At 66.9% G+C, this 24,975-nt stretch carries 15 protein-coding genes and 2 pseudogenes; 9 read left to right on the forward strand and 8 right to left on the reverse strand.

Features of this window, described 5'->3' with window-relative positions:
- Positions 1-1,489: 1,489 nt before the first annotated feature.
- Positions 1,490-6,358 (reverse strand): nSTAND1 domain-containing NTPase, encoded by a 4,869-nt coding sequence (locus tag WMF43_RS18530; RefSeq protein ID WP_437681869.1) that lies wholly within the window; start codon positions 6,356-6,358, stop codon positions 1,490-1,492.
- A 16-nt stretch (positions 6,359-6,374) separates the two neighbouring features.
- Between WMF43_RS18530 and WMF43_RS18535 the strand changes: the two genes are divergently transcribed.
- The 4 genes from WMF43_RS18535 to WMF43_RS18550 all read left to right on the forward strand — a co-directional run bounded on the left by WMF43_RS18535 (position 6,375) and on the right by WMF43_RS18550 (position 10,751).
- Positions 6,375-7,250, forward strand: a complete 876-nt coding sequence (locus WMF43_RS18535; protein WP_437681871.1) for a sigma-70 family RNA polymerase sigma factor — start codon at positions 6,375-6,377, stop codon at positions 7,248-7,250.
- Between the two features lie 412 nt (positions 7,251-7,662).
- Entirely contained in the window at positions 7,663-7,845 is a 183-nt protein-coding gene (locus tag WMF43_RS18540; protein ID WP_159397735.1) for a hypothetical protein, read from the forward strand.
- Between the two features lie 89 nt (positions 7,846-7,934).
- Positions 7,935-9,032 (forward strand): hypothetical protein, encoded by a 1,098-nt coding sequence (locus WMF43_RS18545; protein WP_437681873.1) that lies wholly within the window; start codon positions 7,935-7,937, stop codon positions 9,030-9,032.
- A gap of 117 nt (positions 9,033-9,149) precedes the next feature.
- Positions 9,150-10,751: a hypothetical protein gene (locus WMF43_RS18550; RefSeq protein WP_437681875.1), complete on the forward strand. Its 1,602-nt coding sequence runs from the start codon at positions 9,150-9,152 to the stop codon at positions 10,749-10,751.
- A 3-nt stretch (positions 10,752-10,754) separates the two neighbouring features.
- Here the strand turns inward: WMF43_RS18550 and WMF43_RS18555 are convergent.
- Positions 10,755-10,964 (reverse strand): annotated as a pseudogene (locus WMF43_RS18555) (LysR substrate-binding domain-containing protein); the annotation flags it as partial.
- Positions 10,965-12,156: 1,192 nt separating this feature from the next.
- Here WMF43_RS18555 and WMF43_RS18560 point away from each other — a divergent pair.
- The gene (locus WMF43_RS18560; RefSeq protein WP_437681877.1) at positions 12,157-12,918 is read left to right on the forward strand and encodes a poly(ethylene terephthalate) hydrolase family protein; all 762 of its coding nucleotides are present in this window, start codon (positions 12,157-12,159) and stop codon (positions 12,916-12,918) included.
- Between the two features lie 45 nt (positions 12,919-12,963).
- On the opposite strand, the gene WMF43_RS18565 is transcribed toward WMF43_RS18560, so the two are convergent.
- The 3 genes from WMF43_RS18565 to WMF43_RS18575 all read right to left on the reverse strand — a co-directional run bounded on the left by WMF43_RS18565 (position 12,964) and on the right by WMF43_RS18575 (position 15,899).
- On the reverse strand, positions 12,964-13,686 hold the full coding sequence (locus WMF43_RS18565) for an ankyrin repeat domain-containing protein (protein WP_437310280.1): 723 nt from the start codon (positions 13,684-13,686) through the stop codon (positions 12,964-12,966).
- Positions 13,687-14,613: 927 nt separating this feature from the next.
- Complete coding sequence (locus WMF43_RS18570; RefSeq protein WP_437684033.1) at positions 14,614-15,240, reverse strand: JAB domain-containing protein; 627 nt, start codon at positions 15,238-15,240, stop codon at positions 14,614-14,616.
- A 5-nt stretch (positions 15,241-15,245) separates the two neighbouring features.
- The gene (locus WMF43_RS18575; RefSeq protein WP_437681879.1) at positions 15,246-15,899 is read right to left on the reverse strand and encodes an RNA polymerase sigma factor; all 654 of its coding nucleotides are present in this window, start codon (positions 15,897-15,899) and stop codon (positions 15,246-15,248) included.
- A 168-nt stretch (positions 15,900-16,067) separates the two neighbouring features.
- Here WMF43_RS18575 and WMF43_RS18580 point away from each other — a divergent pair, with 168 nt between their 5' ends.
- The gene (locus WMF43_RS18580; protein ID WP_012233090.1) at positions 16,068-16,346 is read left to right on the forward strand and encodes a helix-turn-helix domain-containing protein; all 279 of its coding nucleotides are present in this window, start codon (positions 16,068-16,070) and stop codon (positions 16,344-16,346) included.
- A gap of 370 nt (positions 16,347-16,716) precedes the next feature.
- Here the strand turns inward: WMF43_RS18580 and WMF43_RS18585 are convergent, their stop codons facing one another.
- Positions 16,717-17,529, reverse strand: coding sequence for an integron integrase (locus tag WMF43_RS18585; RefSeq protein ID WP_437681881.1), 813 nt, complete (start codon positions 17,527-17,529; stop codon positions 16,717-16,719).
- Between the two features lie 517 nt (positions 17,530-18,046).
- Here WMF43_RS18585 and WMF43_RS18590 point away from each other — a divergent pair.
- A complete protein-coding gene (locus WMF43_RS18590; RefSeq protein WP_437681883.1) occupies positions 18,047-19,495 on the forward strand; it encodes a hypothetical protein in 1,449 nt (482 codons plus the stop codon).
- Positions 19,496-19,875: 380 nt separating this feature from the next.
- Here the strand turns inward: WMF43_RS18590 and WMF43_RS18595 are convergent, their stop codons facing one another.
- Positions 19,876-20,895 (reverse strand): restriction endonuclease, encoded by a 1,020-nt coding sequence (locus WMF43_RS18595; RefSeq protein WP_437681884.1) that lies wholly within the window; start codon positions 20,893-20,895, stop codon positions 19,876-19,878.
- 388 nt (positions 20,896-21,283) lie between these two features.
- Here WMF43_RS18595 and WMF43_RS18600 point away from each other — a divergent pair, with 388 nt between their 5' ends.
- Both WMF43_RS18600 and WMF43_RS18605 read left to right on the forward strand, forming a co-directional pair.
- Complete coding sequence (locus tag WMF43_RS18600; RefSeq protein ID WP_437681886.1) at positions 21,284-23,158, forward strand: DUF262 domain-containing protein; 1,875 nt, start codon at positions 21,284-21,286, stop codon at positions 23,156-23,158.
- Positions 23,159-23,262: 104 nt separating this feature from the next.
- Positions 23,263-24,174: a hypothetical protein gene (locus WMF43_RS18605; RefSeq protein ID WP_437681888.1), complete on the forward strand. Its 912-nt coding sequence runs from the start codon at positions 23,263-23,265 to the stop codon at positions 24,172-24,174.
- Positions 24,175-24,546: 372 nt separating this feature from the next.
- On the opposite strand, the pseudogene WMF43_RS18610 reads toward WMF43_RS18605, so the two are convergent.
- Positions 24,547-24,921: pseudogene (locus WMF43_RS18610) on the reverse strand (transposase); the annotation flags it as partial.
- Positions 24,922-24,975 lie beyond the last annotated feature (54 nt).

A 24,975-nucleotide genomic window follows, 5' to 3' on the forward strand; every position in this document is an offset into this window, starting at 1 on the left:
CCCTTCGGCGGCGCCTTCTGTGGCCATGAGCTTCCGGGCGCGCTCCTCGCGCCGCGCCGCTTTCCCCTTGAACCCACCGGTCGCCGCCGCCCGCGCCGAGGCCAGCATCGCCTGCATCACCAGCGGCACCTGCGCCGGAAACGGTGCGAGCAAGGCTGCGGCGCAGCCCTTCTGCCACCGGAAGCGGTGCGAGCAGGGCTGCGGCGCAGCCCTCCGGGCACCGGAAACGGTGCGTGCAGGGCTGCGGCGCAGCTCTCCGGGCACCGGAAACGGTGCGTGCAGGGCTGCGGCGCAGCTCTCCGGGCACCGGAAGCGGTGCGAGCAGGGCTGCGGCGCAGCCCTCCGGGTACCGGAAACGGTGCGTGCAGGGCTGCGGCGCAGCCCTTCTGCCACCGGAGACGGTGCGAGCAGGGCTGCGGCGCAGCCCTCCGGGCACCGGAAACGGTGCGCGCTGGGCTGCCGCATTGCCGAGGCGCAAGCTCCCGACGCCCGGCGGCCCCCTTCTCGGTGAAAAGCTCGATAAGGTCGGCGTCCCGTTCTACGCGCTGCGCTTCGTGGCGTACGCTGAGACGGTCGTGGAGCAGGAGGAGAGGGCCCGCAAGGTCCTCGCGGGCGAGCGTCCGCCGCGCCGGATGCCGCCACCCCCGGACGAGCCGAAGGCCGCCAAGGCGACCAAGCGCCGGAGGGGGCGACCCGCCTACCCCCGCGCGCAGCCCGGCGAGAAGAAGCCCCGAGCCGATGAGCAGGGCAGCCCCACCGTGCAGCCCCATGGAGACGACGCCGCCGAGCAGCAGGCCAACCAGTTCGACGAGGTCATGTCCCTGATCGCCTTCCACCTGGCCGGCAAGCTCGAGTCCAACAGCGACCCCGACCGTAATACTTCGGAAAACGCTCTCTCATACAACTTTTGTGTCTGTCACAGAATATGCCCGGCGGGAGATCTCGACCGCCCTCCTCGTATAGGTGCTCAGCGCACCGATTCGCGACATCGGTGCTATAGATCGCTGCGGTGGGCGGCTCGCCTGCGATTCTCGGAGCCGTCCCTGACTGGTGGAGTCCGACTGGACGAGCTCATTGACAGAACGGGCCTAATGCGATAAGCCAGGTCTTCCACGCCTGAAACGCCTGGGATTACCCCGACGTAGCACCAAGCGGTAGGCATCCTACGTAGTTCTGTACCCTGCTGACACTCGCGGACGACAGCGGACGACAAGCCGCACTGCGCCGCGCCCGATGCCGGTGGCCTTTTCGCGGCCGACCTGGGACGCCGCGTCGAGCTGCGTGCTCATCAACCTGTCGAGCGATATCGTCTCCGAGACGCGCACGCAGTTCCCCGGGGACGAGGACTACTACCTCGGCAACACCTTCCTGCCCGACAAGGGCGGCATCATGACGTCGGGGCATATGGCAGTCGACGTCCCGGGGAGCCCAGGCGAGGCCGACGCGCGCGCGCCCGCAAGCCAGCGCCGACGTCGGTGGTCACGGACCATCAGCGCCCGGGCGCGGCGGCTTGCGTCTGGACCTCACGGACACGACGCTGGCAGCGCTCGAGGTCGGCGCGGGACTGATCCTCCGGGAAGCCGAGCAGGCGCTGGCGGATGTCGAGCGGCATGCAGTAGTTGGTCGCGGTCCACAGCTTCGGGTCGTCGGCGCCTGAGAGCGGCTCGAGGTCGCTCCACACGATCACCGTCTTGTCGTCCGAGGCCGTGACGATGCGCCTTCCATCGGGGCTCCACACCGCCGTGTTGACGGCATCGTCGTGCCCAAGGAGCACGAGGGGTTGTCCCGTGCCGTCGGCCTTCCACACGCGCACAGTCTTGTCCTGCGACGCGGAAACGATGCGCTGGCCGTCTGGGCTAAACGCCGCCGCGTAGACGCGGTCGTCGTGTCCAAGGAGCACGAGGGGCTGGCCCGAGCCGTCGGCCTTCCACACGCGCACCGTCCTGTCCTCGGACGCGGAGACGATGCGCTGGCCATCGGGGCTCCACGCCGCCCCATAGACGACACCGTCGTGACCACGGAGCACGAGGGGCTGGCCCGAGCCATCGGCGTTCCACACGCGCACCGTCTTGTCTTTCGACGCGGAGACGACGCGCCCGCCATCGGGGCTCCACGCCGCCCCATAGACGACAGCGTCGTGACCACGGAGCACGAGGGGCTGGCCCGAGCCATCGGCGTTCCACACGCGCACCGTCCTGTCTCCGGACGCGGAGACGATGCGCTGGCCGTCAGGGCTCCACGCCGCTGGATTGACGCCACCGTCATGGCCACGGAGCACAAGGGGCTGGCCCGAGCCGTCGGCCTTCCACACGCGCACCGTCCCGTCCCACGACGCGGAGGCGATGCGCCGGCCGTCGGGGCTGAACGCCGCCCCATAAACGATATGGTCGCAACCACGGAGCACGAGGGGCTGGCCCAAGCCGTCCGCCTTCCACACGCGCACCGTCCTGTCAGAAGCGGCGGAGACGATGCGCTGGCCATCGAGGCTGAACGCCGCCGCGTTGACGCAGTCGCTGTGACCACGGAGCACGAGGGGCCGGACCGAGCCGTCGGCGTTCCACACGCGCACCGTCCTGTCTTCGGACGCGGAGACGATACGCTGGCCGTCGGGGCTCCACGCCGCCGTAGGGACGCGGTCTGCGTGACCACGGAACACGAGGGGCTGGCCCGAGCCGTCGGCGTTCCACACGCGCGCCGTCTTGTCAAAAGACGCGGAGACGATGCGCTGGCCGTCGGGGCTAAACGCCGCCCCATAGACGCTACCGTCGTGACCACGGAGCACGAGGGGCTGGCCCGAGCCGTCGGCGTTCCACACGCGCATCGTCCTGTCTTCGGACCCGGAGACGATGCGTCGGCCGTCGGGGCTCCACGCTGCCGTAAAGACGAAATCGTCGTGACCACGGAGCACGAGGGGCTGGCCCGAACCGTCGGCGTTCCACACGCGCACTGTCTTGTCCATCGACGCCGAGACGATGCGCTGACCGTCGGGGCTGAACGCCGCCCCATAGACGCGGTCGTCGTGACCACGGAGCACGAGGGGCAGTCCCGAGCCGTCACTGTTCCACACGCGCACCGTCTTGTCCCACGACGCAGAGGCGATGCGCTGGCCGTCAGGGCTAAACGCTGCTGCATAGACGACAGCGTCGTGACCACGGAGCACGAGGGGCAGTCCCGAGCCGTCAGCGTTCCACACGCGCACTGTCTTATCTGCCGACGCGGAGACGATGTGCTGGCCGTCGGGGCTGAACGCCGCCGCATAGACGTGGTCCTCATGACCACGGAGCACGAGGGGCAGTCCCGAGCCGTCACTGTTCCACACGCGCACCGTCTTGTCCCACGAAGCGGAGACGATGCGCTGGCCGTCGGGGCTGAATGCGGCAGACCAGGCCAAATCCTCGTGGAGGAGCACCATCGTGGCGACGCCTGCACCCCGTGCCCACCGCGCAAGCTCGCCCCATCCCGGCGGCGCCGGGCCCGGCTCGATCTCGCGGAGCAGCGCGAACATCGTGGTGGGGTCTCCCTGGCACTCGCGGGCCGCGGCCATCCGCGTGGCATTCCGGGCGCTCGCGGCGCTGCGCTCTGCCTCGGCCCTCTCCGCCTCGGCCCTCTCCGCCGCCCGCTTCGATTGGACCGCCAGCGCGGAGACCAGGAGCACGACCAGGCTCAGGGCACCGAACAGCACCGCGACGACCTGCCTCCTCCTCCGTCGTTCCCGCTCCCCCAGCGCCACCACCGCCGCGAGGTAGCGCGCCTCCCGCGCGCCCTGCTGCGCGCCCGCCGCCGGGCCTTGCCGCTTCTGCCAGCGCCGGGCTTCCTCCGCCGCCTCGCCTCGCCAGAGCAGGCCGTCGGCGCAGCCGCTCGCCTCCCATTGCTTGGCCGCGGGGCGCACCCGCGCGAGGAACTCCGCCGCCTCCTGGTTGTCGTCCAGCCATCGCCCGAGCTTGGGCCAGCTCTCGATCAGCGACTCGTGCACGAGCTCCACCGTCGGGAACGCGCGCTCTTCGGCGGTCTCGATCAAGAGCAGCCGCGCCTCGCAGAGGCGGAAGACTACCCGGTCCACGGCGTCCAACTGTTCGTCGAGCTCTCGCAGGTCGGGCAAGCTCACCACGGCGCGCGTCCGCTCGGGTGAGACCAGCCGGAGGAAGATCGCCCGGCAGAGGCTCTGCTCGATCCCCGAGAGACCTGCGAGCACCGCGTCGGCATGGGTGGAGAGCGCCCCTGCGACCCCCCCGAGCTTCTCGTAGCTCTCCTGTGTCAGGAGCCGGCGCCCACGATCGCGCGCCTCCCACAGCTTGGTCGCGGTGAACTGCAAGAGCGGCAGGGGGCTCGCCGCGCTCTCCAGGGCGCGGAGCATCGCTAGCGTCATCTCGGCGGTCTCGAAGCGATAGCCGAGAGCCTCGACCGGCCGCATCAGCGCCGCCACGAGGCCGTTCGGATCGAGGGGCGGCAGGAACCAGAGCCCGCGGGTCACCTCGGTCATGAGCCGGCGATCTTCGGCCAGCCGGTCGAGGAAGTCCGAGCGCATGCAGAGCACGACGCGGAGCGGGGACAACGCGTCGTCGGCGACGCCCTCCAGGCACGCGACGAACGCGGCCCGCTCCGCCGGATCGATGCCCTGCGTGTAAAGCTCCTCGAGCTGATCGACGAAGACGAGGATCTTGTGCTCGGCGCTCTGGCTGCGGCAACGCGCGCGCAGCCGGGCGCCCAGGAGGCCGGGCTGGGCGCGCAGGGCCGCGATGAGCGCATCGGGATCGCTCGCCGAGGAGAAGGCGTGCGAGCTCGACGCGTCGGGTGGAGCTCCCGTCGTCACCGGCGTGGCCGCGATCTGCGCGAGCAGGTCGGCGAGCGCGTGGAGCGGCCTTCGCCCCGGCCTGCGCGTGAACGCCTCCCAGGGCTCGCCCGAGCGCTTCAGCGCCGGGATCACGCCCGCGCGCACGAACGACGATTTTCCCGCGCCGGACGGCCCGGCAACCATCACGAGCGGCTGGCTGCGAAGACGTCCGACGAGCGCGGCGACGTCGTGATCGCGCCCAAAGAAGCGCCCGGCGTCCACCTCCTGGAACGCGCCCAGCCCGGCAAAGGGGCTCTCGTCCTCGCGGAGCGCCGGCGCCTTCGCGCCCGGCAGCAAGGGCTCGAGCGCCGCGATGAGATCCTCGGTTCCGCCGAAGCGCTCGTCCGGGCGCTTCTTCAGGCAGCGATCGATCACGTCGCCCAGCGCGCCCAGGTCGGGACGCGTGTCGCTTGCGCGCGGCATGGGCACGTCGAGACGCCGAACCTGCCCGAGTTGCCCCACCGCGAACGGCGCGAGCGGGTGCGTCCCGGTGCAGAGCTCGAAGAGCATGATCCCCACGGCCCACAGATCCGTCCTGGGATCGACCTTCTCCGCCCGCCATTGCTCCGGCGCCATGTACGGGACGGTGCCGACGAGCGCTCCTTCCTGCGTCAACGCCGGTAGCCAGCGCGAATTCGCGCCCTGGGCCGCGAGCCGCTCGATCTCGTCGGCGTCGAGCTGCTTGGCGATACCGAAGTCGAGCACCTTGATCGGCCCCGCCTCGGTCAAGAAGACATTCTCCGGCTTGAGGTCACGGTGCACGATCCCGAGCGCGTGGGCGCAGCCCAGCGCGCGCACCACCGGGAGCATCAGCTCGACCGCGAGGCTCAGCGGCAGCGGCCCTCCTCGCTCGACCAGGAAGGCGCGCAGCGTGCGGCCCTCCAGGTGCTCGAGCACCATGTAAGGAACGCGGTCGACCTCGTCCACCTCGTGGATCACCACGATGTTCTCGTGCTTGCAGCGCGCCGTGGACCGCGCCTCGGCGAGGAAGCGCTCGGCGCTCCGGCCGTCGGACTCGAGGAGGACCTTGACGGCGACCAGTCGGCCCAGCTTGGTGTCGCGGGCCAGGTAGACCACGCCCATGCCACCCTGGCCCAGCTTGCGGATAATCTCGTAGTGCTTGAGGGTGGAGTCCACCTGCGGAGCCGCGACCGCCGGGTGCAGGGGTCGCGACCGCAGGGCTGCGGTGGCGATCCGCGCGCGACCGAGGGCGCCCGTCGCGTCGTCCTGATCGCTGGTCTGGAGGACCTCCCCCGGCGGCGATCCCTTGGCGACGCCACGCAAGGATTCTCCCGGAGGCACCGCCACGCTCCTGAACTCCAGCTCGGCCAGCCGAGCGACGATGACGCGGCAAACCGCACATCCGTCGATGTGGTGCGCGATCGCCTCGAAACCTGACGGATACGCGGCGTACTCTGCGAGCTGGTTGTCCGTGGGGCAGTGCGACGTCGGCTCGATGGTGCCCGACTCTACCACACGGAGCGGGACTGTCAGGCGACACGCCTCCTTGACGGCCCACGCGGACATCAGCCATTCTCCGCGGGTGGATCGAGCGAGCGATCTCTCCTCTGCGTTCGCGGCGGGCCTCGGCGGGGGCGGGGTGATGCCCGAGGCCGATCCCGGCGCGACGATCGCGGCGCTCTTCGAGGCGGGGCAGGCGGCCTTCCCGGCCATCGCCGTCGAGGCGACCGCGCTGGCGCGCTACCTCGGCGAGCGTTGCTCGGCCGCGGGCGGCGCGCTGCCGCCTCCGTCGCTCGCGGCGGACGTCTACCTGGCGTGCGCCTGCGTCCTCGGGGTACCGGGTGCGCACGCCGCGTTCGAGCGGGAGTTCTCCGGGGTGATCGCGCGCGCGGCGGCCCGCGTCGAGCCGTCGCCCGCCTTCGCCGACGACCTCCGGCAGGTGGTCCTCGAGGGCCTCTTCAGCGCGCCGCCCTCGGCCACGCCGAAGATTGCCGAGTACGCGGGGCGCGCGCCGCTCCGGACTTTCCTGCGCGTGATCGCGGTACGCACCGCGATCAACCTGCGGCGGCGCAAGGCGGACAGGGCGAGCACCCCGCTCGACGAGGCGCGGGAGATCGCCGCCTCCGTCGACGTGGAGGCCGCCTACCTCGAGGCGCGCTACAAGGCCGAGTTCGAAGAGGCCGTGCGCGTCGCGATGGGGCGCCTCTCGCCGAAGCAACGCGCGCTGCTTCGCCTCCACCTGCTCGACGGCCTGAGCATCGACGTCCTGGGCGCGCATTACCAGGTCGGGCGCGCCACGGCGGCGCGCTGGCTTGCGGCCGCGCGCGAGGCGCTGCGCGAGGGCACGCGCGCGGAGCTCGTCGCCAAGCTCGGCCTCACCGAGTCGCAGTACGCGAGCCTGGCCAGGTTGATCCGGGGCCGGCTCGACGTGAGCGTCGCCTCGCTCCTCCGCGAGTAGGCACACCTCGCCAGACTATTTTTGAGACTTCGTCCGCCTCACGGTGACTTCCCGGTAGGCACGCGGGTGTGAGCCCCCGGCCCTCCTGGCGAAGGAAGGGCCTGGCACCACCGCGAAACGCCGTGGACCGTTCAGCGACGTCGCACGTCGCACGTCGCCGATAGAGCGTGACGAGAAAAATGCACCCGAAAAGGATCAAGAAAGACGCGATCACCCGCACGCCGCGTCCTCCTCGCAGCCGACCGAGGGGCGCGCCGCCAATCCCTCCTCGCCCTCGCCTCGCCTCTTTCCTCGCCACCGCCGCCCTCCTCGCGTCGGCGCCCCTCGCGTGCGCGCCCCCGGGCGATCCCCGAGGGGCAGATGGCTCGGACGCCGCGAGCGCGGCGCCTTCATGCAGTCCGGCGGAGGCCTCGTGAGCGCCGGCCTCGCCTGGTGGTGGGGCACTTCGCACACGCAAGCCGCCGAGAACTACCCTGGCAACAAATACCTGCGCACGGCGGTCGCTGAATACGATCCGCTAGACAGAAACGTCGCTGAAATGGATTTGAACAGCGTTGAACACCGTTGGACAGCGCCAGGCAGCGCCAAGCAATGACGATGGAAGCTCTCGCCTCTCGGCCAGCCGTGATTGCCCACGCGAGCCCTCACATCGTGCGAGATTACACGCCTCGTAAAGGAGACACCATGAGAAATACATTCGCCTTCGCCATGTTCGGAGCCACGCTTCTCGCCGCCACGGCGAGTGCCCAAGCGAGCACAAAGAGTGTTCGTGTCCTCTACGTCGTGCCGAGCGACGCGCAGCGAAGTGACCGCGCCGCTCTCGTCGCGAACGCCGTCGAGCACAACCGTCAGACATGGCAGAACTACGGCGCCACGATGACCACGGACGACGTCGTGACGGTTCGAAGCCATCATAACGTGAACTGGTTCCTGACCAACCCCGACGGCTTTCACGGCGGCCTGGCAGAGTGGTACTGGCTCGGAAACGCCTGCAACGCGGCCAGGGACGTGTACCCTGACGCCTGCACGGGGGACGCCAACCACAAGTACATCATCTTCCTGGAGGCCGACATCTCGAGCGTGAACGGCAACGGGGCGGCCGCCGGCTTCGGCGCAGCCGTCATGCCCAAGGGGATCATCGATGGAGCCGAGCAGGGGGACCTGCGCAGGATCGGAAGCATCGGCCACGAGCTCGGGCATACGTTCGGCATGCCGGATCCGGAGCCGGATACGGATACCGACTGCGAGTCGCAATGGCCTACGAAAAACATCATCTGCAGTGGCGGCTACTACCCGCACAACCGGCTGAACCACCTCGACTACCCCTACCTGTTCAGCGCTGAGAGCAGTGCCTATTTCGAAGAGACTCCATCTGATCTGTTCGACGTCGGCCAGGGGAAGGTCCTCGCCGGAGAGAAATGGAAGACCCAGCGCGGGCTCGACCTCGAGGGGTGCGCGCTCTCCTGCCTGCGCGACCCTGGCTGCAGCTCCTTCGTTCACTTCGGCACGACGTGCGAGTTCAAGGGAGGTCGCCTGAGCGAGGCCTGGGATATCTCTGGGTATACCTCGGCTCAGATCAAGATACCCGCCGACGGCGCCGTCGAGAAGAAAGTTGCGCCGATCTGGGACCAGCATCACGCGACGCAGGTGTGCCCGCAGGTGTGCGACATCTGGAGGAACGTCCCCTGGACCGAGTCGAGCTGGACGGGGACCTGGTGGCCCACCCCGGCGAATGAATACTCAGTTTGCCTCTGCGACTACAATCCTGACTACAATCCGTGAAGCGATACGCCGGGGCATGCGCTCGCGCATGCCCCGGCGGTGGCCGAGCTCGGCGCGAGCGACGTTGGTATGAATCCCGCTATCGACCCCGGTCCGCCCTACTCCACAGGAGTGTTCATGCACCTTCGTTATGCCTCCAGGTTCCCGTTTGCCGCGGCGGTCATGTGCGCCGCGGCGTCCGCCTCTCTGGCCGCGTGCGGCGACGCGGGCGCGCCCGGCGAGGTCGCCGGCATCGACGCCGAGGAGCGCGCCGAGGAGCGCCGGCAGGCGCTGTCGGCCCCGCTGGATATCGAGCCGCTGCGATCGCTGATCCTCACGAAGGTCACCGACCCGCAAGCCATGACCCGGTTCCCGCTCCAGTTCGTCCTCAATCAGCTCATCATGAGGGCGGAGACCGGGGGTGAACAGACAGCCCTCGATCTCTACCGCCGCTGGTGGGACTTCTTCAACCTCTCCGTTGGAGCTCAGTTCCCCGACGCCATCCATTGCGACGACCAGCTCAACAGCGAAGGTGTTCCCACGCTCAACGGCTACCGGATCAATTGCCGGAGGGAGGGCCGCCTCGCCACGAGCGATCCGTTCGACCAGGGTTCGCCGGACTTCGTGGAGCCGATCGCGGTCGTGAACCGCTTCGATCTGGCGCCGCTGGACGGTTCGCACTGCGGCGAGTACCGGATCGTCTACGCCAAGAAGACGGCCGGCATCGCCGACCGCAACCTGTTCATCTTCGAGGCCCAGCTCCCGAACCCCCACCCCGAATGCGGCCTCGCCGCATGCCTCCCGGTGGCCGAGTTCTGGGCGCGCCTCTCGACCCTGGACGCGGCCGAGCGCGCCAACGAGCTCGAGACGTTCTTCACCGTCGGCCTGCTCGACGCCGGCTTCGGTCCGGTGCTCCACCCGGACAACTTCGCCGACGCGGTCCACGGCCCCGGAGGCCGCCGCGGCACGGGCCAGATCCGCACCAACCAGTTCATGGGCAACCCCGGCGCCCCCGGGCAGGCCCAGCCCAACCAGCTCTGGCAGCTCCGTGAGTTCAAGATCGCGAAGACCTCCGACGGGCCGAACGGCGGGGATCGGCTCACCTTCAAGCCGGTCACGGTGAAGGAGAACCCCTTCGGCGAGCTGTTCAGCACGAAGTTCGACCAGAGCGACTTCCGCTACACGTGGTTCATGGACGACTTCCTCGAGTCGGTCGACAAGCTCACGACCCTCAGCGGCGACATCAACGACATCCAGCTCAAGAACTCGAGGGAGGCCCTCTACAACGCGGGCCAGAGCACCGTCGACGACAGCAACGACTACCTGAGGCAGCTGCTGCCGGAGGACAGTTGGCTGCCGAACCTCGATCTGCGCGACCGGATCCAGGCCGAGCTCGTGCGCCTCGGGCGGGACAGCGTCTTCACGCCCGCGGACGTGGCCAACCGCGCCACCACCCAGTCGTGCGCCGGGTGCCACCAGCTGAGCGCCGGCGACTCGCTCGGCAACAACGTGACGTGGCCCGTGGAGGATACGCAGCTCCGGTTCGTCCATGTCAAGGAGGACGGGGAGCTCTCGACGGCGCTCACCGATTTCTTCCTCCCGCACCGCGAGGGCGTGCTCGAGGATTTCCTCGCGGCGCACGCGGACGGGAACACGTGCTCCACGCCGACGACCTCGGCCGCGCTCGCGGTGGAGAGCGACGAGGCGGTCCCCACGCTCGGCGGCGCGACGACGCACTGAACGCTACGCGCGTGTCAGCGCGACGACGAACTCCAGGAACGCGCGGACCTTGGCCGACATGAGCTGCGCGGAGTGATGGTACGCGTAGAGGGGATACGTCTCGTCGGCCCACTCCGGGAGCACTTGAACCAGCCGTCCGTCGGCCAGGTGCTCGCGCACGTAGAGCTCGATCACCTGCGCGATCCCTTGGCCTGCGAGGCACGTCGCGAGGAGCGGAGCGCGTAGGTAAAAGAAGCCGGATCGCAGCGGCCTGCGACGCGGGCGGAGACCGCGTCGCCGAGCGCCATCTCAGGACCGCCCGTGCCCGCCCGGTGCCGTGGGCCGATGCCGCCCCGCGCCCAGCATCGTCAACCGCGGCGAGAGCCGCAAGGGGCCATGCCCATGGCGATGGCCGGGCGGTTACGCGCAACGATCTCAGCATTCCAAGATCCCGCATGCTTGTGGCCGGCACCGTGCCGCTGCTCCGCTCCTTTTGGGGACCTACCCCGTCGTGAGGCGGGCGTGGGGGCAACGATGGGTGGGAATTTTCGAGCGGTGGCCGGAAGGGAGGCTGCCACGTGCCAGAAGCTTTTCCGATGAGAATTCGTGACGGCTAACCGGAATGCAGGCCACGTGGATCCGTGGACGTCGTCCTCCCTCATTGCGTACGCGGAGCGAGCGCCCTCCATGATGGCCATCCTCGCTGCGTAGAGCTCCTCACCCTCACGCAGCATGCTCGATGCAAGGGGCTGGAGCATCAACGAAACTGGGCGGCAATAGCACCAAGCGGAAGGCATCCTACCGCATAGCTGTACACTACTGGCACCAAGCGGAAGGCATCCGACCGTATAGCTGTACACCACTGGTCGACCCCATTGGCGTCAACCTCCGGCATGGGAAAGTCGGTCGGCTCGGTCAGGCTCACGAGGTGACGATACTCCCGCCGTCGGGCGCTAGAGCCGTCCGGCCGAAGTCCTCGAGTTTAGCGCGGTTTGAACAATCGCGCGGCAGCGGAATAGGTGGACTTCGTAGCGGAATCGGGTCATGTGTGCGCTCACATCGCAGCCGCCGCACAGCAGCGAGTCGTTCGGATTTTTCCGCTCCGGTAGCAGGTTGGCCTGAGGGCCGTCGTCAAGAAAGCGCGCTCCGAGCTCCGAGGTATCCCATGAGGCAACTAGCTCCTTCTGTTCTCATTCTAGTTCTTGCTTGCTCGAGCGAGTCCGCTCCCGGCGACGGCTACAGCCCAGGGGCGAGCGGTTCGAGCTCGGGTGCCGGCGGCGCTGACTCCGCCGGAGCGGGCGGCACGGGCGAGGCCGCTGGCAACAGCTCGGGTGGTACCACTGCGGGGTCCGCAGGCACCGGCACGAGCTCCGGAGGCAGCGACTCGGGCGCGGGCGGTAGCGGCGGCCAGGTCAATCGGCCCGAAGTGGTGCTGGCGGGTGACAATGTGAACGCTAACGGACCGCTCGAGACGACGGTTCAGGACCTCTCGTTCAGCGGCGGTGGCCACATTCTCGTCAGGCCGACGACGCTCACCACCGAGCCCAACAAGAAGCACCCGGTGGCCATTTGGGGTCCGGGCGGAGGTACCCCTCCTCGCGACTACCTACAGCTGCTGACGCGCATGGCCTCGCACGGCTTCGTCCTCGTCGGTATTCGAGAGTCGACGGGCGACGCCGTGCTCATGTCGGCGGCGATCGATTGGCTGGAGGCTCAGGACGCCGATGAGAACAGCCCCATGTACGGCCGCTTGATCCTCGACCGAGTTGGTGTGTTCGGGCACTCGATGGGCGGGCTGTCGTCGGAAGCGGCTGCTCAAACCGATAAGCGCGTCTCCACCGCGTTGCTCGACAACAGCGGCTCCTTCGAGCACAACGCCCTCGTCAATCTCAAGATCCCTGTCGGCATCATCTACGGTGAAACGGGTCAAGAGGCGCCCAACGCCGAGGGTGACTTCAACAACGCCGGCAACAAGGGGCCAGTCTGGCTCGGCAAGATGAAGGGCGGTGGTCACGGCTCGGGGCCTTGGGACGGCGCCGGAGCGAACGTTGCTTGGATGCGTTGGCACCTCGGCGGGGAGAACTCCCGCAAGGACGCGTTCCTCAAAGACGGTGGCGACTACAACAACACGGGCGTGTGGCAGACTCAGTCCAAGAATTGGAACGAGTGGAAGAACTGGAACGAGTGACAGGCGGTACACCGAGCAGACGTTCGTGCTCGGCAGCATCACGTTTCAGGACGGGCTCGTGACATGAGCCCGGCTGGCTGCGTCTGGCGCGCCCTGTTCTTCGAGGATGTCGCAACCTAGCAGGCGATCGAGCGGCACGTAGGTGTCCGGCTTGCCCGCTTCGCCGGCGACTCGCACGCCGACCGTGCTGGGCATGTAGTGGCCTTGTCGCTCGCGACGCCATAGCTTGCGCGCCGGCTTGTAGCTGGAGCTCACCTCCGCGCGCGCGAGCACGCCGTTCCAGTAGACTCGCCGCCGCCGCTCCTCTGGAATGACGCTGCGCGGGAACGCGCTCAGCAGGCTCTCGTCGACGTGCGCCGCTTGAAAGCCATGGTAGCGCTTCACGCCCGCGTGAAGGTCGTGGACGCGCGCTACCATGAGGAGCAGGAGGAGGAACTCGCCCTGGGCTCGCGTCAGCCGCAGCCGCTTGTCGTCGACCTCGAGGTCGATCGAGGTGGGGCAGAGCAGCGCGAACAAGGGGCCCAGCTTCTCGCGCGCGTAGCTCGAGTCCTTGAACGTGCGCCGTAGCGCGAAGTGCACCGGCATGCACCCGAGGCTGTCCACGGCGTCCAGCCGGGCGCCGCGCTCGATGAGCGTCTCGACCAGCGCGACGTTGCCGGCTTCTGCGGCCATCATCAGCGGGGTCAACCCGAACATGCTGCGGTGCTCGAGGCCGTGCTTGGACACTTCCTGGAGGACCTTGGCAGTGTAATTGGAGTAGTGGCCCATGGCGCGCTCACGCAATGCCGGTGCCAGCTCTTCGGCCTTCTGCGGCGGCTGGTGTCGATGATCACCTGGTGTCGCCGGATTCTGACGAAGTCCCGCTGGACTGATCCCGCGCTGTCGTCATCGCGTGCGCCTGCGGCGACGACGTCGATCGTTCGGGCTCTCTCCTGGATGAACATCACGCCGTCGTCGTGACGGCGACTCACGTGGCGTGAGCAGAGCGGTCGGGTAGCCCCGGGTCGTCACCTTCCCGGGGCCCCCACGGATCCGGACGTGCAGATTTCCCGCATCCGGCTCTTCGAAACACGGCTTCGCTACACGATTCGGACGGCGGTCGGCTTCAGAAGCGGGTAGCGCTTCAGGAGCCGATTCATTGCCGCCCAGGAGAGACCACGCTGGGAGCGGCGATGCAGCCACCGCCACCACACCCGCGTGGCCCAATGCAGAAGAGTCCAGAGCCTCACCCGATTGCCAGGGCGGCCATAGTAGCCGTAGTGGCCTCGGAGCTTCAGGTTCAAGACGTGCTGCTGCCTCTCGAGTGGTTCATGGCGATGGGCCTTGCACCACTGCGAGATACCCTTCAATGCCCGTTGGAAGCGATCCGATGCCGTTCGCGTCTTCACTGCCCACTTGCCCGCGAGGCTCTTGCCCCAGTGGATGGTGAAGCCGAGGAAGTCGAAGGTGGCCGGCTTGTACGACCCCTCGTCAGCGTCGCGTCGACGCATCATCCGGTCCGGCCGCTCGAACGGCAGGAGGCGCCGTGACCCGACCGAGGTTGGGGAACCAACAGCCGGTGGCTCCGCGTGCTCCAGCGCGTTGTGCGGCTGCCGGAGGCGACGGAGATGCGGGCGGGGGCGGTGCGCTGGAGGCTTTCGGCCCGATGCGCAGGGGCGCAGCGCCCATCGGAGGGGCGCAGCGCCCCGCGATGGCTTACTCGTGGACGGCGGCGTAGCGGCCGCTGGGGGTGACGATGACGTGGGCCGTGAGCGGCACGTGCAGCTCCGAGCCGAGATGGCGCAGCTCCAGGGTCATCGCTTCGTCCTCGCGGGTCGGCGTTGGGTCGCCGCTCGGGTGGTTGTGGGCCAGCACGAAGCTCTGGGCCGCCATGTCCAGCGCCGTGCGCAGCACGGTCGCGCGGTCGATGTACAGCACGTCGGCGCCACCGCGGGCGAGCAGGCGCGTCTCGCGGACGCGGCCGTGGGTGTCGAGCGCCGCGATCCAGAGCTCCTCGTGGACCAGGGACGCCAGCCGCGGGCCGAAGTACCGCGCCACGCGGGCGGCGTCGGTGAGGAGCGCGCCCCGGCGCGCGCGGGCGGCGTGGTAGCGGCGGCCGAGCTCGAAGGCGGCGGCGAGCCGGGTCGCGTCGAACAGCGCGATCTGGGTGCGCTCGGCCAGCGCCGCGGGCGAGAGGCGACCGAGCGCGGGGAGAGCGGCCGTGCCGAGCAGGCGCGGGCCGACGCCGGGCAGGCCGAGCACCATCTCGAGGAGGGCGGCCTCGGTCGCGGTCGGCAGCTCGGCCGCCGTCTCGGCGGGGGCGTCGACGGGGGCGCGGCTCATCGGGCTCATCGGGGCCACCTCCGAGCGCGGGTGAGGGCGCGGGCGAAGAGGCGGCGCGCGAGGCGCAGGCGGGTGGCGACCGTGGGGCGCGGGAGCGAGAGGGAGGCGGCGATCTCGAGCTGGGAGAGGCCGGTGGCGGCGAGCGCCAGGATCTCGCGCAGCTCGGGGCGGAGACGGTGGAAGGCGCGGAGCAGGCCGCGGGCGACGAGGCGGGCCTCGGGCGAGGGGGCGGCGAAGGCGGCGAGGCGGTCCGGGTCGACCCCGGGGAGCTCGTGGCGGCGGTGGGCCTTGTCGCGGTAGTGCGAGGCCTGCCGCGAGGCGATGCCGGCGAGCCAGCGGCGGAGGGCGTCGGCGGGAGGAAGAGCGGGGGAGGGGCGGAAACGGCCGGCGCGCAGGCTGCGCCAGGCGCCGAGGAGGGTGTCCTGGGTGAGGTCGTCGAGATCGGCGGGGAGAACGCCGCGGGCGCGGAGGGTGCGGCGGATGAGCGGGCGCTGTTCGAGGAGCGCGGTGGGGTCGAGGTAGACGGCGGGGTGCGGGGGCTGCTGACGGCGGGGTTTGGGCGGGCGGGCGAGTCGGCTGCGAGCAGCGGGGCAGGGGCGGCGATGGGAGGACGGATCGATCTCTTGGCCCTGTTCAGGGCGTAGACGTACGGTTTCCATGTCGGACCTCGTTTGCGCGGGGTTCGGCCACGCCGCCCGGGGTGTTACCAGCACCCGCGGGCGGCACTTTTGTGGTCTCGCCACGTTACGAATTGGCAGCCGGCAGGTCAAGGAAATCCGATCTGCTGGATCATTATTCTGAGCCCGGCGCGGGGGTACGCGAACGGTGTGCGAACGCTCACGCTCGATACCCTTCTGCTCTACATTGCGGCGAACCTGCGGCGTCTACGCCAGCAGCGCGGCATCACGCAGGAGCAACTCGCGGAAGCGGCCGGGATCGAGCTACGGACGATGCAGGCGATCGAGGTTGGGCGGCAGAGCATGAGCCTCGGCACGCTCGTCAGGCTCGCGAACGCGCTCGATGTGTCGCCCGGGGTTCTTCTTCGCAGCGCCGCGATGCCGGAGATCAAACGCGGCCGGCCGCGCAAGCGTCCCGCCGGCACCTGACATTCAACCCCGGTGTCCGCACCTCGACAGCCCGCGGCCATCCGCGCGCTTCTCCACTTGGCTCACCGTCGGCGCGTGCGTTGTTGCGGCTTCGGACGCCGTCCCGCGTGGTGGAGAACTCGGCGAAGTGCGGCAACCTGAACAGCCCCGTCGCTGATCGGCCGGGAGTTGCAAGGGCACTCCTTCGCTTCGGAGGGGTAGGGCATCGAGGACCCGATCGCGCCTTCGTCCGGTGTAGAGACCGCACGGTCCTGCGCTGGCCTCCTTGACAAGATGGGGCAGCCGTCGGCTACGCTACCTTTCCACGATGCGTGGGGGCGGCACGTGGGGATGGGGTCGGAGTTCAAGGCGCTCCACGCGGAAGCGGCGGTCAGCGGTCGAGAGGACTGATCACGCCGAGCAGGCCGCGGTCGACGATGTGGGTGTAGACCATCGTGGTCCGCACATCCTTGTGGCCGAGCAATGTCTGGATCGTCCGGATGTCGGTGCCCGCCTCGAGCAGGTGGGTCGCGAAGCTGTGGCGGAGGGTATGGCATGTCGCGCGCTTGGTGAGCCCCGACGCCCGTCCGGCATTGTTCACGGCCCTTTGCACCGCCGATTCGTGCAGGTGGTAGAGGACCTGTCGACCCGTCGCTGGATCGGTGCAAGGGCGAGAGGCGGGGAAGAGGTACTGCCAGGGGAGGCTCGTGGCTGCTCCTGGCATCTTCGCTCGCAGAGCGTGGGGCAGGTCGACCTCGCCGCGGCCAGCCGCGAGTTCCTTCTTGTGTCGTTGCGCCACGGCGTCGAGCTGGGCCTGCAGCTCGTCGCGCGCCCGAGCGGGGAGCAAGGCCGGCCGGTCGTGCTGTCCTTTCCCGCGGCGCACCATGATTTGCCGTCGATCAAGGTCGACGTCTTTGACGCGAATCGAAAGCGCTTCGAGGAGGCGGAGGCCGCTTCCGTAGAGGAGCTCGCCGATGAGTCGAAAAGGTGGGATCAGGTGCTCGAGCAAGGTGAGAGCGTCCTGTCGCGAGAGGACCGTGGGGAGGTGCTCCGGCCGGCGGGCACGCTCGAGCGCTTCGAGCCGGGGTATCTGCAGGTCGAGGACCCGCTTGTAAAGGAAGAGGAGCGCGCACAGCGCTTGGTTCGTACGCGGCGAGTAATGCAGGCGCCGGATGGTGGCGCGCACGGCTTCGATGAGGGTCATGGGGGTGCTTCCCAGTGGTTGGGGCCGGTTCGTCGGACCCGCAGTGACCCTTATCGGCGCAGGGCGGGCGCGAGTTGCGGCGGCCAGCGGATATTTGGGCCGCACATCAGTCGCTCGAGGCAATCAATTACAGGCACGCATTTTGCTTCTCGGTGCACCGTCGCCGTCCGAAGCCCATCAACGGCGATACGTAGCTGTGCAGCGGCGGCCTATCTCCGGAGATGCGCAGATAGCCTGCGGAAGATCGCGACCTATCCGCGGGGATATCTAGATATGCTGCGGGGTGCCGCGACTCATCCGCGAGAACACGGTGATCGGGCACCACGGTTCGCAGCCTACATGCAAAAGCGCGAAGATATGTCGCGCGGCACAGATGATTGCGACGTTAGCCGGAGAAGCCGATGTTCGCACCCCCACTCGTCCTCATGCTATCGAAGCCGAGGCCTCGGTGACTCTACGCGGAGCCACTCAGACCTGTGGACGCACTTTCGGTTGAACCGGCTAGGTGATGACAACCATGGATTTTCTCGTGATCTTTGCATGCTTGACCTGCGCGGCGGCGTGCATCCTGTTCTACTCGTACCACCGGCAAGCCGGCCGAAAGGTGTACATGCCGACGAATCCATCTCGACAAATGTACACGTCGCATCCTGACGCCAACGCAATTCGTGTCGCAATGCCGACGGAGTACGCGACGGCGGCGTCGAACGCGCTGGAGATCACTTACAATCAAGTTCGAGAAATGCGAGCGACCGTCTGGCAGCTTGCGGACGAGGTCGAGCACCTTCAGCCGAATCTCGTACTGTTCTTTGCGACAGGTGGAATTCCCTACGTTCTGCCGCTTCTACACTGTCTCGCCGATCGCGGACGCCTCAACTTCCTGGATGGGAAGACGTTCCATATGTTTCCCGGGCTCGTGTGGGAAGGGAAGATTGAAGGCGGCTCATCCGAGGACTACTTCTGCCGTACGTTTGCGGGACTGCTGCCGCTTGAGAAATGCGAGCGACTCAGTGTTCTTGTGATCGATACGACCAACACTGGGAATGCTGTCAACAACGCAGTCAAGGCGCTAGACAAGGCACTCAGCAGTCGATTGGAATCCAGGCCCGACCGCGTTGAGATTCGCGTGGTGGGAATTGTGAACGGCTCCCACCCCGTAAAGGAACGTGACCGCCGCAAACGCGCACAAATTGCCACGCCACAGGGGGCCGCGTGGGTGAAGTTGCCGGACGGATATTCCAACGTATCGCCCCTTGAAGCGCGCGCTTGGGTCGCGTTCACTCGCGACGCGGGTCCAGCGCCTTTTCAGCTATACATTTCATATTGGGTAGAGAGCGCGTTGCCGACAGAGGACGAGGCGGAACTACTTGGGGCCAAGAGCGATCATGCGGCGCTTGCAGTCGAATCAACTGAAGAAGCGGGCCGGCTGGTGATTCTGCACGCGAATGGCTGTAGGTCGCCGATAGCACTCGGCCGCACGCCCGGTTCAACGCTAAGCAAGCTTGTGGCCTCCGCCGATACGGCGACGCCTTGGCAAACACTCATGAGAACGGATTCGTTTGCCGAGGCAGAATGTGCAAGCCTTGATGAGGCGGCGGAAGTCACCGAGGACTATCTGCGGTTGATGGAGTTGGACAATGCCGATGCGGCAACAACAATCGCGGCGCTAGCGGTTGCTGACTACGGGCTTAGGCAGGTGGATGTCTATTGGCTATCCAAGCAGCACCGGAATGTCATTCTACCGCACGCGTTGCAGCTTTTGGGGAAGACCCGTTCCCTTTTGGCGCGAAATGAGTGTCGCGACGAGACAGTTGAAGCCGCGATTGCTCTGTTCGCGAACGTCTACCCGGACCTTGCCGCAGATGCTCCCCGTGGCACGGACCAGCAGGCGCTGCATTGGTGGCTGGAGCGTATAGGGGAGAGGCTTGCAGACACTCGCGAAGCAGCACGACGACGAGGTCCCTGATTGCCGTGAACTGCCTGCCGAAGCTACTAAGCTACCGCCACGTCCATCGAAGAGCCGGCCGCGCCGAACGCAGCTTCAGCCACGCCGACCAGGCAGCCCCGGCTAACCAGGGCTTGCAGGCGACGGCGGTGCGCGCCGCGCCTGAAGCCCAAGCCGTTCGGCAGACGGGCGCTGTCTCAAAGCGGGCCAGATCGGAATCGCTCACCTGCGCGAGAGGCAGCGTAGCCGAGCCCGCGCTGCGCTGGCAGCCTCCAGGCGCGCCGCACCCGGTCGACGCGGCCTCGTCTTCCGTGCGAGCACCTACGAGATTGAGGGGAAGCGGATCCCCCCCCAGGACGAAGTGGGTCAGCGGGGCGAGGAAGCGGCCAGGGCGGGCCACGTCACCCGACGTTGACGATCGGCCAGTAGAGCTGCTTGAGCGGGACGAGAGCACGCGTTTGCGGGTCGAGCTTCTCGTAGAAGTCGACGAGGATCTGCCTCAGCTTCGGGAGATTGATGAGCGTGACGGCGACCGAGGCACGCTCGGCCTCGTACAGCGCGTCCTTCGAGAAGCCGCCCGTGCTCACGTAGAGGCACTTATCTCCGGCCTTCCGGCCGCCCACGAACGCCCGGATCTCCTTCGAGCCGATCGCCTGTGTTCGGTGCTTGACCTCGACGAAGATCCTCGGCTCCTCCAGACCGAGACCATCACGGGATGCGAAGACGTCGACGCCTCGATCGGGCCCGGGCTCCGAGACGGTCGTGCGGTAGCCCATCGCTCGCAGGATGCCCGCCACCAGCTCCTGCATCTCCTTCCAGTCGAGTTTGTCGATCTGGTCTTCAATGAACTGGTCGGCCTTCTCGAACGTCTCCGCCGAGAGCATCTCAAGGGCCTCGTCCTCGGTCTCGTTCTCCGAGGGCGTGGGCTTCGCGATCGGCGGCGGTTCGAGCTTACCGAGCGGCACCGCGCGTTGGAGCAGGTCCTTCGCCGCATCAGCGTTGACCTTAAACACCGTGAGCACGGACCCGAGCGTGTTCTTGGACGCCGTCGACAGCGCGTCCCGCGAGACCTCGTGCGTCCAGTCGACGCGGCGGTAGTGCCGCTCAGCCGCGTTGCTCGAGTTCCACTGGTAGTCAGACTTCACCTTCCCGAGGACGTATCGGCGCCGGTCGCGGTCGCCGGTGACTACGTCGTCGCCGACCTTGATCTCGGAGATGAAGCGCAGGATCTGGCTCGCCCAGGACTCTCGGCTGCCCTCCTTCTCGTCCGGGTAGACCTTCGCGAAGCGCCCGCGGAGGTCGTCCTTGGTCACCCCTGTGGGGATCTGGCCCAGGTCCCGGTCGTCAGCGAAGGCGGCCACGCCGTCCTTAAGGAACTCGTCCACGTTCTCGCCGCCACGCCCAGCCCGGATCATCCACATGGCCGAGCATTGTACCCGAACCGGCCCGGAGCGGGTGCTTGACGATGTTGCCCACGCCGGTCCCCGCGACCTGGTCCTCGCCTCCCAGCGGGTCCCCAACGGGCGATTCCACGGCCGCCGAACCAGCCGCTGCACCCGACGCGCCGAGCACCCGCGCTGCGCGCGGCTGCTCGGCCCGCGGGTGAGCGGTATAGCGTTAGGCCGGTGACCGGACCGAACCGTGTACTTCGGTTGAGCCTGCCCGTCGCGGACTCGGACGCCTCCTTGGTCCATCGCCATCGCCACCCTCGTGCTCGCAAGTGGTGGCGCAATCGTCGATGTTCACCTTTGCGGCGGATTGAACGGGACAGCGGCCGAAAGATCGACGATCCGCTTCGAGGAGCACTCAATGAACAATGTCCTCTCCATCGAGCAACTCTTCTCAGAGCGCGTCCTACGGATCCCCGACTATCAACGCGGATACGCCTGGGATGAACCGCACCTCGACGAACTCTTGGAAGATCTCGAACTCCTGCCGTCAGGCAAATATCACTATACAGGCACTGTGGTTCTGCACGCCGCTGGTGGTATGGGATTGCTCGACGAGGAGGGGAAAAGCTACTCCGTGTTCAATGTCGTTGATGGTCAGCAACGTCTGACGACTCTCGTCATCCTCCTGGACAGTATCCGGCGGGAGATGCTAGCCGAGGGGCTCACCAAGCTCGCGGACGGGATCAAGAAGACCTACATCGGCGTCCCCGCTCTAAACGGGCAGCCACTGTACAAACTGACGCTTAATTCCGACTGCCATCGCTTTTTCGTTGAAAACGCGCTGGCCGATTCGCCTGGTCCGGAGGGGCCCGCCATCTTCTCGCAGCAGCGACTCGCGGCCGCGAGAGGTCATTTTAAGGATTTCCTGGTCCAAAGACGAGAGGAACTCGGCGATTCCTTTAGGCAGTGGCTTCTCGAACTCAGAAATAAGGTAACGCAACAGCTCAAGCTGGTTGTGTACATTGTGGGCGACGAATCCGAAGTGGGCGTCGTCTTCGAGACGATGAACAATCGGGGCAAGCAGCTTACTGAACTCGAGAAGGTAAAGAACTACCTTCTCTACCTGGCAAGTAAGATGGAGGTCGCGAACGACAGCGTTCGGGCGGCGATAAACGACACGTGGGCTGAAGTCTTCAAGAACCTGATGGCCGCCGGACTGGCACACGAGGCGGATAGACTCCTGCGTATGCACTGGGTTATGGTTTATAACCCGCGATCAAAGGACTGGGACGGCAGCAAGTCCATCAAAGCTCGGTTTAACCTGCGAAGGCATCAAGGCAAACACAGGCTCCTCCTTGAAGAGCTCACCCAGTACACGCGTACCCTGAGATCCGCGTCCGTTGCGTTCTGCGACATCCAAAGCCCGGCCCGTACCGAAGCGTTCGCGGGGCTCAAGCGGAATCCCGCAATGCGCGCCGAGATTGTCAACGTCAGCGAGAAACTGCGTCGCCTGCGCGTAATTGCGCCCTTTTTGCCGCTGCTTATGGCAGCGCGCTTGCGCTTTGCGGAGGATGCTGGTGCCTATCTCGACCTTACACGGCTCTGCGAGATCTTCGGCTTCCGTGTTTATCGATTTCTGGAAAAGCGCTCGAACACCGGCCAGAGCATGCTGTGGTCGCTCGGGCACAGGCTGTATGGGCAGCAGGTTTCGGTCGAAGAGGTTTCAGCGTCGATCCGTTGGCACATTCTGCACTACTGTCCGGACGATGTATTCACCGAGTCGTTTACTGCCGCAAACGGTGACAGTTGGTACCATTGGTCTGGGATTAAGTACTTTCTGTATGAGTATGAAGAACATCTCGCTTCCATTGCGAAGACGCCTGTGCAAGTGCTCTGGAAGACGGTGCAGGAGATGCCTCTGGAGGACTCTATCGAGCACATACTGCCGCAGACTGCCGATGACCCCTACTGGACGGCGCGCTTCAAGACGGCGGACCGGAAGTTGTATACGCACGACTTCGGCAACCTCTGTCTCACGCTCCACAACAGCAGCTATGGCAGGAAGTCGTTCCCCAACAAGAGGGGAACTCCGGGGGCGAAATGCCCGTGCTACGCCAACGCTGGTTTCTTTATGGAGCGGGCGCTTGCGGCCCTGAACGACTGGACGGTCAAGGATCTCTTGGATCGCAAGGCGACGATGGCATCGTGGGCGGTCGAGCGGTGGCACGTCGATGCCGTCGCTGATGATCAGGGCGCCGAGATCCAAGGCGACGACGAGGACGCTGATGAGTGACGAATCGGCGACTGCGACGTCTGCACGGCCCAACGAGGGCTTGCAGGCGACGGCGCTACGCGCCGCGCCTGAAGCCCAAGGCGTTGGACTGCGAAGCCCCGGAGATGATCAGCATGAAGAAAAGTAAGCTCTCTCGCGCAGTCGGGATCGCGCCACCTGGAGGCATCTTGCGTCGGACAGGCTCGGCGACGCGTGCCTGGGTCGCGCAGGCGCCTCTGGATGTCGATGGGCGCCGTGCGACCACCCCCTCGCGGGCGAAAGCCGTCATCTTTGCGGTAAGTGTGAGCAGTGATGTCCCACCGACAACAACCGCGCGGATCGATCTGATGTCCCACGTCGCGCAAACCATGCGGGGCCGAGTTGGGCGGGGGGTGTCGTCGTTGTGGGTCTTCCCGGGAGGGTACTTCGGATTCGATCCGAGACGCAAGGTATGGCTTGGTCTGCGTGATAGTGACGTCCAACAGATCGAGTGTGAAATCCGCCGCGCCGCCATGGAATTCCCGCGCGCGAGCGTGGTCGCGGTCGGCGTCGACTATCTCGACTGGCAGCAGGTATGGATACTGGAAGACTCTTCTGGTCAGGTGCAAATCCGTCAGATTACGCGAGAAGTGACATCGCTGGACCAGCGGATCTTCTCTGTCGGCCAGTTTCGCGCGGCAGCGTTTGTGTGTGGCGAGTTCACTGGCAGCCGAACGCGTCGGAACGGCCCCTTCTTTATCGATGCTGCCGGTCACCCCCACTATTTGGACGAGCCCGACAGGCAGCTCCGTAACTGCCACATTCTGATCGACCTCGCCCACCAGCGTGTTGCAGGAACGGTGAATGCGCCGCCGAACCGTCGGATGGTCCAACAGCGCCAAATGGAACGCTTTTCACGCCATGGCGTTGCCGTGCTGACCCATCATCATGACGGAAGACAGAGCAGCGGGCGCGCACATTCCAAGCATCAGTCGAACTGGGTCGTGTTCCCAGAAGGCGACTGGCTCAGCGGTGCCGACGTGGTGGAGATCCAGTGATGACTGGCTAGCGAGTGGCCGCACCCGACCGCGCAGTCCAACGAGCCGCTGGTGCTGACGGTCCGGGCAGCCTCGCTCCGCTAGGCAACCCGGCCCGCAGCACACCGACCATCCGTTCGGCGACTTGCGTTGTGCCGAGATGAGTCGGGAGAAAGAGAGGGCCAGTTTCAGGAAACGCCCGAGACCGTATCGATGGTGCATCCGTTGCACCTCCCCAGCGCGTAGGTAAAAGAAGCCGGATCGCAGCGCGAAGAAGTGTAGCGCAGCAAACCGAAAGGGTGGGAGCGCTGCCTCGGGCTCGCCGTCCTCCTCGACGTCGTGCTCGATTTCGAGATGCCCGTGCCGCCGAAGGGTTCGGAGCATCCGCCCGACGGCGTGCTCTATGACCTGACCGACCGCGCGGGTTGGAAGATGACCGAGTTCGTTCCACACGAGCTCGGTGCCGTCTTCGTGATAAGCCCCGTCGAGGAAGACCACGTGCAGATGCGGATTGAGCCGCATGTCGCCGGACGTGCGTTGCACGGCGGTCACCGCGCCGCTCTTGACCGCGCCGCACGCGCCTCGGCGCGCGGCGCGTTTTTCGTAGAACCGCTCCACGCTCTCGACGAAGAGGCGGGTCAGCACGCCGAACAACGCCCCGTCCTGGGCGAGCCTGCGCCGCCACGGAAACGGAAACGTCAACACCCACGGACGGTGCGCCACCTCGGGCAGGATGTCCTCGATCAGGTTCGCCGCCGTGGAACACATGCCGTCGGCCCAGACACGACGGGCAGAAACCGCGTCCTTTACAGCTGAAGGCCA

Origin of the sequence: Sorangium sp. So ce131, assembly GCF_051519095.1 — a bacterium.
In the GTDB taxonomy this organism is placed as follows: domain Bacteria; phylum Myxococcota_A; class Polyangia; order Polyangiales; family Polyangiaceae; genus Sorangium.

Excerpts from the sequence above, each read along its gene's own strand:
- WMF43_RS18530 (WP_437681869.1), bottom strand. The coding sequence starts at position 6,358 with ATGTCCGCGTGGGCCGTCAAGGAGGCGTGTCGCCTGACAGTCCCGCTC.
- WMF43_RS18575 (WP_437681879.1), bottom strand. The coding sequence starts at position 15,899 with ATGGAAACCGTACGTCTACGCCCTGAACAGGGCCAAGAGATCGATCCG.
- WMF43_RS18570 (WP_437684033.1), bottom strand. The coding sequence starts at position 15,240 with ATGAGCCGCGCCCCCGTCGACGCCCCCGCCGAGACGGCGGCCGAGCTG.
- WMF43_RS18605 (WP_437681888.1), top strand. The coding sequence starts at position 23,263 with ATGATCAGCATGAAGAAAAGTAAGCTCTCTCGCGCAGTCGGGATCGCG.
- WMF43_RS18565 (WP_437310280.1), bottom strand. The coding sequence starts at position 13,686 with ATGGGCCACTACTCCAATTACACTGCCAAGGTCCTCCAGGAAGTGTCC.
- WMF43_RS18585 (WP_437681881.1), bottom strand. The coding sequence starts at position 17,529 with ATGACCCTCATCGAAGCCGTGCGCGCCACCATCCGGCGCCTGCATTAC.
- WMF43_RS18545 (WP_437681873.1), top strand. The coding sequence starts at position 7,935 with ATGAGAAATACATTCGCCTTCGCCATGTTCGGAGCCACGCTTCTCGCC.
- WMF43_RS18590 (WP_437681883.1), top strand. The coding sequence starts at position 18,047 with ATGGATTTTCTCGTGATCTTTGCATGCTTGACCTGCGCGGCGGCGTGC.
- WMF43_RS18600 (WP_437681886.1), top strand. The coding sequence starts at position 21,284 with ATGAACAATGTCCTCTCCATCGAGCAACTCTTCTCAGAGCGCGTCCTA.
- WMF43_RS18595 (WP_437681884.1), bottom strand. The coding sequence starts at position 20,895 with ATGTGGATGATCCGGGCTGGGCGTGGCGGCGAGAACGTGGACGAGTTC.
- WMF43_RS18550 (WP_437681875.1), top strand. The coding sequence starts at position 9,150 with ATGCACCTTCGTTATGCCTCCAGGTTCCCGTTTGCCGCGGCGGTCATG.